Here is a 13,466-nt window from a genome sequence, read left to right as displayed (position 1 = left end):
TGTCTTCTAGCTAACTCTTTTCTAGCTAAAAGCAAGATTTTAAAGAATAAAGTCTAGAATGACTTAAATTATAGGTGATTACATGAATCGAGAAATTTTAACGGTCGTTGAAACCGTCAGTAATGAAAAAGGCTTAAATCCTGAAGATATTTTTGAAGCGATTGAGCAAGCCTTAGTGGTATCGACCAAAAAGAAAGTTTATAGTGAGCAGCCTGAAGTTGCCGTTCGCGTGCATATCAATCGCAAAACAGGTGACTATGACACTTACCGTTATTGGACAGTAGTGGCAGATGAAGATCATGAAATGCCTGCCTGTCAACTAGCGATTAGCGATTTGGATGAAAACGAGTGGAAAATCGGCGACGTCAAAGAAGAACAAATCGAATCCATTGAATTTGGTCGTATTGCTGCTACCCAAGCCAAACAAGTCATCATTCAAAAAATCCGTGAAGCTGAACGTTCACTGGTGGCAGATGCGTTTGAACATCGTATCGGCGAGATGATTACGGGTGAAGTCAAAAAACCGGCGCGCGATGGTTATATCATTGATTTGGGCGATAATGTCGAAGGCTATCTACCACGCGATAAAATGTTGCCCCGTGAGCAGCTGCGCATCAAAGGTCGTATCAATGCGATTTTAGAGCAAGTCAATCGCGATAACCGTGGTGCTCAGCTCGTATTGTCTCGTACCTCACCACAAATGCTAACGGCACTCATGCAAAAAGAAGTACCAGAGATTGCTGAGCAAATCATTGAAATTCGTGATGTTGCGCGTCAGCCTGGCTTACGTGCTAAGATTTCAGTCAAAACCAATGACCATCGTATCGACCCTGTCGGTGCTTGTATTGGTATGCGTGGCACCCGTATCCAAGCAGTACAACAAGAGCTTGAGGGCGAGCGTATCGACGTCGTGGTATGGTCGGATGATGCGGTGCAGTACATTATCAGCGCTTTGGAACCTGCGGATGTTGATCGTATTATTCTTGATGAAGATACCAAAACTGCAGATATCATCTTTGCCACTAACGATCAGTTGGCCCGTGCGATTGGCTCACAAGGTCAAAACGTGCGCCTTGCATCAGAATTAACAGGCTATCGTCTTAACATGATGCTCGAAGACGAGTACAATGCACAACAAGAATCAGAAACCAAAGTGTATCGCGACCTATTCTACACACGTCTTGAAGTCGATGAAGATTTGGCACAAGCCTTGGTGGATATTGGATTTACCTCACTTGAAGAAGTTGCGTATGTCCCTGCTGAGACTTTCTACGACATCGATGGGCTAGATGATGACGCCATCGACGCAATCCAAGAACGTGCCAAAGAGGCGGTGATCGCCGATGAATTGGTCAAACAACAAAATATTAAAGAGCCAAGCCAAGAGCTTCTAAACCTTGAAGGCATGACTCAAGCATGGGCCTACAAGCTTGCCGAACGTGACGTCATCACCGTCGACGACCTTGCCGAACAAGCCATCTTTGATATCCAAGATATCGAAGGTCTTGATGAAAAGACCGCAGGTGAGCTCATTATGAAAGCCCGTGAATCATGGTTTAATTAAAAAAGGTGTATGAATGGCAGATAAAACCGTAAAAGAACTTGCAGCAATGACCAAAAAGACCGTTGAAGCAATTAATAATCAACTGGTCAAGGCAGGGCTGTCTGCGCGCGGTGACAATGACATCGTCACCGATAGCGAACAACAAAAACTGGTCAGCTTTTTACAACAAAGTCATGGTCAAAATGACAAACCTCGCATTAGCTTAAAAAGCAAAACCACTTCTACTGCGCGGGTGACAGGCACTTCTGGTAAAGCCAAAAGTGTCAATGTTGAAGTACGCAAAAAAATGGTATTTGATAAACCAAATCCCAATAAAATTGCTGAAGAACTAGCGTTGCGTGAAGCAGCGGCCAAAGAAGCTGAAGAAAAAGCGCGTTTGGCGAAAGAAAAAGCCGCCCAAGAACAAGCTGAAAAAGACAAAGCCAAACAAGCCGCTGAAGCGCGTCAACAAGCCACTTTAGCTGCCATGCGCGCTAACTTAGGTGGTGGTAGTCAAGCTGCCAAAGAGCACACAACCACCAGTGTGGTAGTGAAAAAAGGCAACAAAACTGCTGCAATTGAAGTCAAAAAAGCTGACAAAAAACCTGCGCCGAAAAAAGAATCGGATAGTGAACGCAAAGCGCGTGAAGCAGAAGAAGAACGCTTACGTCAAATCGAATCAGAAAATCGCCGTAAAGCCGCTGAAGAAGCTCAGCAGCGTACCCTTGAGCAAATGCGCCAAATGGCGAGTAAATATAGCGAAACCGATACTGAAACTACGATGGTTGTCAAAAAAGATGAACCATTAGCAGAAGGTTTGGTGGGCGCAGCGCTTGAAGACTCATTTGAACAAGAACGCCGTGAAATTAAACGCGGCACCGCAAGCACTGCCAACAAAAACCGTCGTCGTCGCCGTGACGATGAAGGTGAGCAAGAGATTAAGAACCGTAGTCGCGGCTTAAAATCATCGCAAGCCAATAGACACAAATTTGAAAAACCGGTTGAGAAAATCGTGCATAACGTTGAAATCGGTGAGACCATCGTGGTGTCTGAACTTGCCCAAAAAATGGCAATCAAAGTACGCGAAGTCGTCAAAATGTTAATGAAAATGGGCGAGTTGGTCCGTGAAAACGAATCCATCGACCAAGAAACCGCTGCCCTACTTGTTGAAGAAATGGGTCATAACCCCGTGCTTGTGAGTTCGACGCAAGTTGAAGACTCACTACGTGAGGCGGTGGGCGAGAAAAGTAGCAATGTCCAAGCGCGTCCGCCTGTGGTTACCATCATGGGTCACGTTGACCACGGTAAAACGTCCCTGCTCGATAAGATCCGTTCAAGTAAAGTGGCATCGGGCGAAGCAGGGGGTATTACTCAGCATATCGGTGCTTATCATGTGCAGACTGACCAAGGTGTTATTACTTTCTTAGACACCCCAGGTCACGCCGCATTTACCGCGATGCGCTCTCGCGGTGCCAAAGCAACGGATATCGTGGTGTTAGTGGTCGCAGCTGATGACGGTATGATGCCGCAGACGGCTGAAGCGATTGACCATGCGCGTGCCGCAGGTACCCCGATTATCGTGGCTATCAACAAGATGGATAAAGACAGTGCCGATCCAGACCGCGTCCTCAACGAACTGACCACCAAAGAAGTCGTTCCTGAAGAATGGGGCGGTGACACACCGGTAGTCAAAGTCTCTGCGTTAACAGGTCAAGGTATCGATGAATTGCTTGAAGTGATTAACCTACAGGCAGAAGTGATGGAACTTGAAGTCGCTACTGACGGTGCAGCGCAAGGTGTGGTGATTGAATCACGTCTTGAAAAAGGACGCGGTGCAGTGGTCAGCCTACTGGTCAAACAAGGTACTTTAAATCAAGGTGACTTGGTACTTGCTGGCGAATATTATGGACGCGTCCGTGCTATGACCAATGAAAACGGTCAAAAAATTACCTCAGCGGGTCCTTCTATCCCTGTTGAAATCCTAGGTCTGCCTGATACGCCAGCAGCTGGTAGCGAGTTTATGGTGGTCTCAGATGAGAAACGTGCGCGCGAGGTTGCAGAATATCGCGCAGATCGTGAGCGTGAAAAAGTGCTTGAACGCCAAGCCAAATCACGCTTAGAAAACTTGTTTGACCAAATGAGCGATGCCAAACTGCCTTCCGTTAATTTGATTCTTAAAACTGACGTTCGAGGTTCACTAGAAGCCTTGTTAACCGCGCTTGATGAATTATCTACGGACGAAGTTAAAGTCAAAGTCATCTCATCGGGTGTCGGTCCAATCACCGAATCGGATGTGGTACTCGCTGAATCAAGCGAAGCGGTATTATTAGGCTTCAACGTTCGTGCTGATACCGCTGCCAAACGTAAAGCGGATGAAGCAGGCCTAGATATTCGCTACTATAGTGTTATCTATGGGTTGATTGATGATGTGAAGGCAGCGATGAGCGGTTTACTTGCGCCAGAACATCGTGAGCAAATCTTGGGGATCGCAGAAGTACGTGAAGTCTTCCACTCTAGTCGCTTTGGTTATGCAGCCGGTTGTATGGTGACGGAAGGTAATATTATCCGTAACAAGCCAATTCGGGTATTGCGTGATGACCAAGTTATTTTCACCGGTCAATTACAATCATTACGTCGCTTTAAAGAGGATGTTAATGAGGTGCGTGCTGGTATGGAGTGTGGTCTAGCGGTGAAAGGTTATGAAGTAAAAGAAGGCGATAAGATTGAAGTCTTCGAGATTCATGAAGTCAAACGTACCTTATAAGCTAATCTGACAACCTAATATTGCCAGCTTGCTATTAGCAACCTTCCCAGAGGTCTAATTAATCTAGGTTAATTAGACCTTTTTTTACTATAAAAAGGATTACCAATGAATCAACGTTTACAACGTCTTGCCGATCAAATTCAGCGCGACCTAGCGGTTTTGATTCGTGACGAGATTAACGACCCCCGCTTGACGGGGTTTGTGACCATTTCTAGTGTCAAAATCAGCCCAGATTTGGGTTATGCTGATATTTATGTCACCATCATGGAAAAGTCGATGGATGATGCCATGGCAAAAGATTATCATACCGAGAGCTTAGAAGTGCTGAACAAAGCATCAGGTTTTTTGCGTACTGAGCTCAGTCATTTGCTAAAAACCCGCACTACGCCACGTCTACGCTTTCACTATGATGAAGTGACCGCTAACGCTAACTATATGATGAATCTGATTTCTAAAGCGGTACAAAGTAGCGAAGGTCAGCCATCAGACGACTGATGCGTTGCAGGCTATAATAAGCTTATTTGTCACTTTGAGCCATTAACAGGGATGTTGAATGCAGTTACTTTGGGGTATCATTAAGTTTATCGTCATTATTCTCTCAAGTCTGTGGCTTGGGGTGTTCGTGTGGACGCATCAGCCCTTAGGCAGATATGTCAGTCTGGCACTGATTAGCGTATGGGTATTTTTTACCCTCGCTGTTTTGGTCAGTATCATCAAACCGACCCTGTTTTCATCCCTACTTTCTCATCATTCTTTATTATTGATTTTTTTTGCGGTGGTGGCGATTGCCATTGCATGCTTTTTTTCGATGTCAGCTAGCAATGAGCGGGATTGGAACCCTGAAGTTGCCCAAATGTTAGACTATCGGCTTGACCGTGATGGCAACACACTCACCATTAGCAATGTTAGAAATTTTGATTGGCAAGATAAAACCCATTTTCAGCCGCGCTGGGAAACTAGGCAATACGACTTGGCAAAACTGCAAACTGTCGATTTTATCGCCTCTTATTGGATGGGCGATGCCATTGCCCATACGCTAGTGAGTTTTGGGTTTAGTGATGGAAAGCAGCTTGCGTTATCTATCGAGATTCGCAAAGAAGTCAATGAACAGTTTAGTACGCTGGGTGGATTTTTTCGCAAGTTTGAATTGGTGATTATCGCTGCGGATGAAAAAGATATTATTTACACCCGTAGTAATATCCGTCATGAAGATGTTTATATTTATCCCATCAATATGCCAAAACACCATATTCAAGCGTTGCTGCTTGCGTATCTAGCGAAAGCCAAGTCCTTAAAAACGCAGCCGGCATGGTATAATTCATTGGTAAATAACTGTACCACGGCAATTTATGAGCTGATTGACGATATCCAACCTTTGCCATTTGATTATCGTATCTTGTTATCAGGCTATATTCCCAGTTATCTGTATGACCAGCAATTGATTGATAACCGCTATAGCTTGCAACAGTGGCAACAACGGGCACACATTAACCCAAAGTCAAAGCCTTATTCTGTCAACCACCCTATTAGCGCAGCAGATTACTCGCAGCTAATTCGAACCGACTTTTAATAAATTGATAAATCCACAACATGATGACCCAACCAAAAACAGCCAAATCCATCGTCTCTGGCGTCTTACTGATTGATAAACCGCAAGGGATGACTTCCCAGCAAGTGGTATCGAAAGTCAAATACTTGCTCAAATCTGATGTGCACGACAGTAAAAAAGCGGGTCATACCGGTACCCTTGACCCTATGGCAACAGGGTTGCTGCCGATTTGTCTGGGAGAAGCGACCAAATTTAGCCATTATCAACTCGATGCCATCAAATCTTACCACGCCATTATCAAACTTGGCGAGCAAACCGATACCGGGGATGCTGAGGGTGAGATAATTGCCACGAGCCCTGTACCGCATGTGACACAAGCGATGTTACAAAGCGTCACTGAGCAATTTTTGGGTGAGATAATGCAGGTTCCGCCCATGTACTCCGCGCTCAAAAAAGACGGCAAAAAACTGTATGAACTGGCGCGTGAAGGTATTGAGGTGGAGCGAGCAGCACGTCCTCTCATCATTTATGAGCTGTCACTTACTCCCCTATCCGCTCAACAATTGCAATTATCCGTCACTTGCTCCAAAGGCACTTATGTGCGCGTGCTGGCTGAAGATATTGCCAAAGCGCTGGGTACGCTAGGACATCTGACAGCGCTTAGACGTATACAGACGGGTGATTTTGAGATTGCTAATGCCATCACCTTAGCCGATTTTGCAGCGCTCGATGTTGCAGCGCGGTTTGATAAGCTATTAGCGGTGGATGCCTGCGTTCACTCACTACCAAGCTTAGTATTAGACGATAGCCAGTCAAAGCGCATCCGACAGGGTCAACGCTTAAACGTCAAGGCGACCATGTTAAATCAGCATCTCATCTTAACTGCCAATCAAACGTTTCGCTTGTTTGACGACCATCAGCAATTTTTGGGCACGGGACTACTTGAACCCAATGGTCGTTTACAACCGATGAAGCTGGTCAATTTAAATTAGTCACGATAAGTCAGTAAACCTACCATCTTGCTAATTTTTTGCTGTATTCACATAATTTACTCAATGAGCGATGCGATGTCACAAAGCGAGTACGTTTTTTATGCATTGATACAAAACGTGACGCTTTGCTAGCAGTTTTCACCCGTCCAGTGATTTATTCTTAGTGGTGTTGATTCACTTGCTTATTTCTTAGCAAGCTTTGCTAATAAAGAGCAAACAGCGGTTTATTGAGATAACTTTATACAATTAATTGAAATGTTATTAATAAAATAAAAATCAAATAGAAAAATCAAATAATAATCTCAAAATAAAGCGCCCAACTTACAAAAGACGAATCAATAAGAACAACAATTTTTTTCTTTAACTATCTTTAACTTAAATAATGAAATAATAGGATATTTACCATGGCTAAGATTGCTATTTTACTTGATACCGACTTTGAACAAGTCGAATATACCCAAACCAATGACCTCCTTAAAGCTAAAGGTCACCAAACCACTTTAATTACCACACAACCACAAAAACAAGTACGCGGGCTCAATCATACTGACCCTGCTGACACCTTTACCGCTGATTTATTAATTGGTGAAGCCAACGAAGCCGATTATGATGCAATTGTATTACCAGGTGGCGGTGCCAATGCCGATGTGTTGCGGGCAAATACCGATGCACAAGCGATGGTAAAAGCATTCATGAGTGCGGGTAAACCTGTTGCAGCGATTTGTCATGCCCCGTGGATTTTTGCAGATACCGAAATTGCCCGTGGTAAAAAATTAACTGCTTATAAAACCATTGCCACTGACCTAAAAAATGCCGGTGCGCAGTTTGAAGACAAATCAGTGGTGATAGATGGTAATTTGATTACCAGTCGTCAACCTGAAGATATTCCAGATTTTGCTGAAGCGATTGACCAAGCATTGACTAAATAAGCGTGAATAACTATAAAAATCATAAGAAAAGGAGATTGCCATGCAACCAACTACCATGACAGATATTGAAAAAATGGATAAGAAAGCGCCTGAAGCGACATTTGTTGCCGATACTACGCCTAATGATGCGGACGAAGTGACTTCTGATAAACTCACCACCGCGCCACAAGAGCAGCTTGACCGTCTTCATAGCGAAACACCCAAACAGCCTACGGGCAATCAGTAAATTGAAAGCTTGAATCTATTAAAAGCCTTAATAAATTCAACACCCTAATGCAAATTAGGGTTTTTTTATTGGTCAACATTTGCTAAAATAATGCTCCTTTTTGACGGTTAACTACTGAGAAGCGTGGTTATCCTGATTTTTTTACACTAATCGACTCGACTGATAGCCGATTAGGCTTCTCATTTTATGCTAAAAAAGCTAGGAAAACATTATGTTGACTAACCAAGACCGCGCAGATGTAATCGCAAAATTCAAACGCTCTGAAAATGACACAGGTTCTCCAGAAGTTCAAGTGGCGTTATTAACCGCACGTATCAATGACTTACAAGCACACTTTAAAGCACACAAAGCTGACCATCACAGCCGTCGTGGTTTGATTCGTATGGTTAACTCACGCCGTACGTTACTTGATTACTTAAAACGTAAAGATGCAGACCGTTATACTGCATTGATCAATGAATTAGGCTTACGTCGCTAATTTATCAGCACGTTATTCGCTTTATTCAATCAGCGGCTGCTTTTGGGTAGCCGCTTTTTTATGGGTTCAATATTTTTAGCCAATTTTGTTTTCACTTTTACCCTCGCTGTTAGCTTAGTCATTCCCCATCGTTTGCTATTAGTGGTTAAAGCGCAGTGAAAAGGTGGTGATTCACCGCAAAACTAGGTAAAATAGACAACGCATTGTGCCTGCACAATTGCAGTTTACACTTACTTTTTTCAAAGTATTTTTTAACTTAGGCTGATTTAAGTCTGCTATCAGGCGAATTGGTAGATTGCTTCTAACGTTTGTATTTTTTGAAAAGAACACAAACGTTAGGGGCTATTACTAAAACTTAAATCGCCCTATTTCATCACACTAAGGATAAAACCGCATTATGTTTAATATCATTACTAAAGAATTCCAATATGGTAATCAACAAGTTACGTTAGAAACGGGTCGTATCGCACGCCAAGCTAATTCAGTGGTCGTGCACATGGGCGGCGTCTCTGTGCTAGTCGCTGTTGTGGTAAAAGACGAGGCGCAAGCGGGTCAAAACTTTTTTCCATTGACCGTCAACTACCAAGAAAAAATGTACGCTGCTGGTAAAATCCCAGGTGGCTATGGCAAACGCGAAGGTCGCCCATCTGAGATGGAAACCTTGACTTCACGCCTCATTGACCGCCCGATTCGTCCATTGTTCCCAGAAGGCTACTTTAACGAAATCCAAGTGACCGCCACGGTGATTTCGTCAGACAAAAAACAAGATGCTGATATCGCAGCGATGATTGGTACTTCAGCGGCATTGGCAATTTCATCAGCGCCATTTAATGGTCCAATTGGTGCGGCACGTGTCGGTTTTATCAATGATGAATATGTGCTAAACCCAAACCATGAAGCGCTAAAACAAAGCTCGCTCGATTTGGTGGTCGCGGGTACGTCATCTGCGGTATTGATGGTCGAATCTGAAGCCAAAGAACTATCAGAAGACCAAATGCTTGGCGCGGTACTATACGGTCACGCCCAGCAACAAGTCGTGATTGATGCCATCAATGAATTTGCCAAAGAAGTTGGCGTACAAAAAACCCAATTCGTTGCTCCTGCCGTCAATGAAGCCTTAGAAACTGCCCTACAAAATCAATTTGCTGCAGCGATTTCAGAAGCGTATACCATCAGCGAAAAAGCCAGCCGTTATACTCGCCTTGATGAAATCAAAAACCAAGCGCTTGAAGCCTTAGCCGGTGACGCAGAAGCCGAAGGCTATGCCGACAACGTGGCACAAATCAAAGAGCTATTTGAAACCCTAAAATACCGTACGGTCCGTGACAATATTTTGTCTGGCAAACCCCGTATCGATGGTCGTGACTTGCAAACTGTCCGTGCCTTAGACATCCAAGTTGGCGTACTGCCTTACACGCATGGTTCAGCGCTATTTACCCGCGGTGAAACACAAGCGCTCGTTACCACCACGCTTGGCAACAGCCGTGATGTGAACATGATTGACACCCTTGCGGGCACCAAACAAGACCACTTCATGCTGCATTATAACTTCCCAAGTTACTCAGTGGGCGAAACGGGTCGTGACAGCGGTCCAAAACGCCGTGAAATCGGTCATGGTCGCCTAGCACGCCGCGGTGTACAAGCCATGCTGCCAGATAGTGACCGTTTCCCATACGTGATTCGTATCGTATCTGACATCACCGAATCCAATGGTTCATCATCAATGGCATCTGTCTGTGGCGCATCACTGGCGTTAATGGATGCCGGCGTACCACTAAAAGCGCCGGTTGCGGGTATCGCAATGGGTTTGGTTAAAGAAGGCGAGCGTTTTGCCGTGCTGTCTGACATCTTGGGTGATGAAGACCACCTAGGCGATATGGACTTTAAAGTCGCGGGTTCTGCCAATGGCGTGACTGCACTACAAATGGATATCAAAATTGAAGGTATCACCCCAGAGATTATGGAAAAAGCCTTACACCAAGCGCATGCGGGTCGTATCCATATTTTAAATGCGATGAATGAAGTGATTTCAACCAGCCGTAAAGAAATCAACGCCCATGCACCAAACTTTGCGGTGATTGATATCGACCCTGAAAAAATTCGTGACGTGATTGGTAAAGGTGGTGCAACCATTCGCCAATTGACTGAAGAAACAGGCGCGGTGATTGATATTGATGACAATGGTACTATTCGTATCTTTGGTGAAAACAAAGCAGCGACTAAAGCCGCGATTGCTAAAATCGAGGCGATTACGGCAGAAGTAGAAGTCGGCAAGACTTATACAGGTAAAGTGGCTCGTATTGTTGAGTTTGGTGCGTTTGTCAATGTATTACCTAACACTGACGGTCTGGTGCATATCTCACAAATCTCTGATGCGCGTATCGAGAATGTGAATGATGTGCTAAAAGAAGGTCAAATGGTGAATGTACTGGTACAAGACATCGACAACCGTGGACGTATTAAACTTACCATGAAAGGTGTGGATCAAACCATGAATACCGAAAGCCCAGCAGAAGAAACGCCTGCTGAATAATTCGATTTATGTGAATAAAAAAACCGTCTTTCTTAAGGCGGTTTTCTATCTTAATTTATCAAGCAAATAGAAAGGTCTTTGGGTATGACAGTGAATGTCATTGATGCCATCATCAATTTATTAAACAACCCCATAATTAATTTACAAGCTACTTATCTTGGGCGTAACCGAATTAATAATGTAGGCGACGCACTAGAGCGTTACGTACAAGATTTATTTATTAACGGTTTTGACCTAGATGAGAATCAAAGAAACTTTAGAATTAATGAGCATTTTTCTTATCTTGGCAATACCAGTAATCCACCTGATATGATGCTTAGGGGCGGTGATGCGATTGAGGTTAAAAAAATTGAAAGCCGTAATTCAGATTTAGCACTCAATTCAAGCTATCCTAAAGCCACCCTAAATGCTAGTAGTACCATGTTAACCACGGCTTGTAGAACAGCTGAAGAATGGACACAGAAGGATATGCTCTATGCTGTTGGCATCGTTAATGGTGAAAATTTACAATCATTAGCCTTTGTTTATGGTGTCGATTATGCTGCTGATGAAAGTATTTATGAAGCTATTAAGCAACGTATCAAAACAGGAGTTGAGACAATTGAAGGTGTGGAATTTACTCCTACTAAAGAACTTGGCAAAATCAAACGCATTGACCCATTAGGTATTACTAATCTGCGAATTCGCGGAATGTGGCATATTGAAAATCCATTTAAAGTTTTTGATGATGTTTATGAACGTAATTTTAGCAATGCCTTTAACTTTATGTCTATTATCAATGAAGAAAAATGGCAAACTTTATCGAATCGTCAAAGCTTAATATCGCTGATTGCAAATAACTCAAATGCAAAAATTACCGATATTTATATTAAGAATCCTAATAACCCTGCACAATTAAAACCCGCAAAATTGATTCAATTTTTTGTTGGAGCTATTACATGAAAGCAAAAATTATCAGCTTATTTGCGGGGGCAGGTGGGATGGACTTAGGTTTTAAGCAAGCTGGGTTTGATATTGCAATAGCCAATGAATATGATAAAAATATTTGGGCAACTTACGAAAAAAACCATGATAACCTATTGTTGAAGGGCGATATTCGTCAATTTCACGCCAATGATTTCCCAGAGTGTGACGGTATTATTGGTGGACCACCTTGCCAAAGTTGGAGTGAAGCAGGCGCGTTACGTGGCATTGATGACGAGCGTGGACAATTGTTTTTTGATTACATCCGTATCCTAAAAGCTAAGCAACCCAAATTTTTTGTTGCTGAAAATGTGTCTGGCATGCTTGCTAAACGCCACAGTACGGCTGTGCAAAATATTGTGCAGCTATTTGAAGACGCTGGCTATCATGTTTTTATTAAATTACTTGATGCTTATGATTATGGCGTGGCACAAAATCGCAAACGAGTGTTCTATATTGGCTTTAGGCATGATTTAAACATTACCAATTTTGAGTTCCCAGAGCCGATAGCAAATGATAAAAAACTCAATTTGAAAGATGTGATTTTTGACATAAAAGACAACGCAGTGCCAGCGTTAGAAAATAACAAAACTAATGGCATAAATTGCAAATTATTAAATCATGAATATTTTATTGGCAGTTATTCACCAATTTATATGAGTCGAAACCGTGTGAGAAATTGGGACGAGCCATCTTTTACTATTCAAGCAAGCGGAAGACAAGCTCCACAACATCCCCAAGCCCCAAAAATGCAAAAGATAGCTGAAAATATATTTGAATTCGTAGTAACTAAGAAGGATTTGTACCGCAGGTTGTCGGTCCGTGAATGTGCTAGAATCCAAGGCTTTCCTGATGATTTTGAGTTTGTCTATAACTCAGTGAATGATGGCTACAAAATGATAGGAAATGCTGTGCCTGTTAAATTAGCTTATCATGTAGCAACTGAAATCATGAAAAATATTTATCGATAAACCACCAAATTCAAACTACTCACAGGCTGAAGGTATTTTTCAAACAGTGGTAAAATATCTTCATCAAAAATTTTGTCTTTTGGCAAAATGAGTTCATCACTTGCCAATATTGCCACACGGCGAATACCTTGATACCGTCCCCAATCAAACAGCACCTTATTAAGTGACTGAAATGCCGATACGATATATTCAAGATGCGGCGAATTCTCAGCAAACTCAGTCACTGCCATATCCACGATATATTTCGGCTTGGACAATGCCCCACCGACTGCCATACCCGCCAAATCACGCTGCGGCGTAAACTGTAACACATCACCGAGTAACAGCTGCGAACGCTCACAGGCTTGCTTATAAACGGTGTAATGCTCAGGATACAGCGATTGGTACTTAAGTAAGGCGCGATGACGAAAAATACCTGACACCGGGACGGGCATGATGAGCGCTTGATAGCGGTCTTGAAACAAGGTTTTTTTATCGACTTGGGTCAGCACTACTTAGCGTTCCAGTTATTTGTTGGT

12 protein-coding genes are annotated in these 13,466 nt (G+C 43.2%); 11 read left to right on the top strand and 1 reads right to left on the bottom strand.

Annotation, left to right across the window (positions count from 1 at the left end; genetic code table 11):
- Positions 1 to 82 precede the first annotated feature (82 nt).
- The 11 genes from nusA to RT084_RS03260 all read left to right on the top strand — a co-directional run bounded on the left by nusA (position 83) and on the right by RT084_RS03260 (position 12,948).
- Positions 83 to 1,564, top strand: a complete 1,482-nt coding sequence (gene nusA / locus RT084_RS03310) for a transcription termination factor NusA (RefSeq protein WP_007115082.1) — start codon at positions 83 to 85, stop codon at positions 1,562 to 1,564.
- Between the two features lie 13 nt (positions 1,565 to 1,577).
- Positions 1,578 to 4,307 (top strand): translation initiation factor IF-2, encoded by a 2,730-nt coding sequence (infB, locus tag RT084_RS03305; protein ID WP_313097654.1) that lies wholly within the window; start codon positions 1,578 to 1,580, stop codon positions 4,305 to 4,307.
- A 105-nt stretch (positions 4,308 to 4,412) separates the two neighbouring features.
- Positions 4,413 to 4,802, top strand: coding sequence for a ribosome-binding factor A (locus tag RT084_RS03300; RefSeq protein ID WP_007115084.1), 390 nt, complete (start codon positions 4,413 to 4,415; stop codon positions 4,800 to 4,802).
- 58 nt (positions 4,803 to 4,860) lie between these two features.
- Positions 4,861 to 5,877: an Lnb N-terminal periplasmic domain-containing protein gene (locus tag RT084_RS03295; protein ID WP_312384743.1), complete on the top strand. Its 1,017-nt coding sequence runs from the start codon at positions 4,861 to 4,863 to the stop codon at positions 5,875 to 5,877.
- Positions 5,878 to 5,897: 20 nt separating this feature from the next.
- Positions 5,898 to 6,848 (top strand): tRNA pseudouridine(55) synthase TruB, encoded by a 951-nt coding sequence (gene truB / locus RT084_RS03290; protein ID WP_007115086.1) that lies wholly within the window; start codon positions 5,898 to 5,900, stop codon positions 6,846 to 6,848.
- A gap of 404 nt (positions 6,849 to 7,252) precedes the next feature.
- Positions 7,253 to 7,777: a type 1 glutamine amidotransferase domain-containing protein gene (locus RT084_RS03285; RefSeq protein WP_313097650.1), complete on the top strand. Its 525-nt coding sequence runs from the start codon at positions 7,253 to 7,255 to the stop codon at positions 7,775 to 7,777.
- Positions 7,778 to 7,817: 40 nt separating this feature from the next.
- Positions 7,818 to 8,003, top strand: coding sequence for a hypothetical protein (locus RT084_RS03280; RefSeq protein WP_309594964.1), 186 nt, complete (start codon positions 7,818 to 7,820; stop codon positions 8,001 to 8,003).
- A gap of 208 nt (positions 8,004 to 8,211) precedes the next feature.
- Complete coding sequence (gene rpsO, locus RT084_RS03275; protein ID WP_095356547.1) at positions 8,212 to 8,481, top strand: 30S ribosomal protein S15; 270 nt, start codon at positions 8,212 to 8,214, stop codon at positions 8,479 to 8,481.
- Positions 8,482 to 8,878: 397 nt separating this feature from the next.
- Entirely contained in the window at positions 8,879 to 11,014 is a 2,136-nt protein-coding gene (pnp, locus tag RT084_RS03270; protein ID WP_313097646.1) for a polyribonucleotide nucleotidyltransferase, read from the top strand.
- A gap of 84 nt (positions 11,015 to 11,098) precedes the next feature.
- On the top strand, positions 11,099 to 11,956 hold the full coding sequence (locus RT084_RS03265; protein WP_313097643.1) for an NgoPII family restriction endonuclease: 858 nt from the start codon (positions 11,099 to 11,101) through the stop codon (positions 11,954 to 11,956).
- Positions 11,953 to 12,948 carry a DNA cytosine methyltransferase gene (locus RT084_RS03260; protein WP_144918476.1) on the top strand — a complete coding sequence of 332 codons (996 nt, stop codon included), beginning with the start codon at positions 11,953 to 11,955 and terminating at the stop codon, positions 12,946 to 12,948. Before RT084_RS03265 ends, RT084_RS03260 begins: the two co-directional genes overlap by 4 nt.
- On the opposite strand, the gene RT084_RS03255 is transcribed toward RT084_RS03260, so the two are convergent.
- Positions 12,939 to 13,439 carry a hypothetical protein gene (locus RT084_RS03255; RefSeq protein WP_313097642.1) on the bottom strand — a complete coding sequence of 167 codons (501 nt, stop codon included), beginning with the start codon at positions 13,437 to 13,439 and terminating at the stop codon, positions 12,939 to 12,941. The genes RT084_RS03260 and RT084_RS03255 overlap by 10 nt on opposite strands.
- Positions 13,440 to 13,466 lie beyond the last annotated feature (27 nt).

It is taken from the genome of Moraxella sp. CTOTU48717 (assembly GCF_032057165.1).
Taxonomy (GTDB): domain Bacteria; phylum Pseudomonadota; class Gammaproteobacteria; order Pseudomonadales; family Moraxellaceae; genus Faucicola; species Faucicola tetraodonis.
Note: the sequence above shows the minus strand (reverse complement) of the source record. Positions and strands in the feature narration are given on the sequence as shown.

Coding starts and splice junctions, on each gene's coding strand:
- nusA (WP_007115082.1), top strand. CDS start 83: ATGAATCGAGAAATTTTAACGGTCGTTGAAACCGTCAGTAATGAAAAA.
- infB (WP_313097654.1), top strand. CDS start 1,578: ATGGCAGATAAAACCGTAAAAGAACTTGCAGCAATGACCAAAAAGACC.
- RT084_RS03300 (WP_007115084.1), top strand. CDS start 4,413: ATGAATCAACGTTTACAACGTCTTGCCGATCAAATTCAGCGCGACCTA.
- RT084_RS03295 (WP_312384743.1), top strand. CDS start 4,861: ATGCAGTTACTTTGGGGTATCATTAAGTTTATCGTCATTATTCTCTCA.
- truB (WP_007115086.1), top strand. CDS start 5,898: ATGATGACCCAACCAAAAACAGCCAAATCCATCGTCTCTGGCGTCTTA.
- RT084_RS03285 (WP_313097650.1), top strand. CDS start 7,253: ATGGCTAAGATTGCTATTTTACTTGATACCGACTTTGAACAAGTCGAA.
- RT084_RS03280 (WP_309594964.1), top strand. CDS start 7,818: ATGCAACCAACTACCATGACAGATATTGAAAAAATGGATAAGAAAGCG.
- pnp (WP_313097646.1), top strand. CDS start 8,879: ATGTTTAATATCATTACTAAAGAATTCCAATATGGTAATCAACAAGTT.
- RT084_RS03265 (WP_313097643.1), top strand. CDS start 11,099: ATGACAGTGAATGTCATTGATGCCATCATCAATTTATTAAACAACCCC.
- RT084_RS03260 (WP_144918476.1), top strand. CDS start 11,953: ATGAAAGCAAAAATTATCAGCTTATTTGCGGGGGCAGGTGGGATGGAC.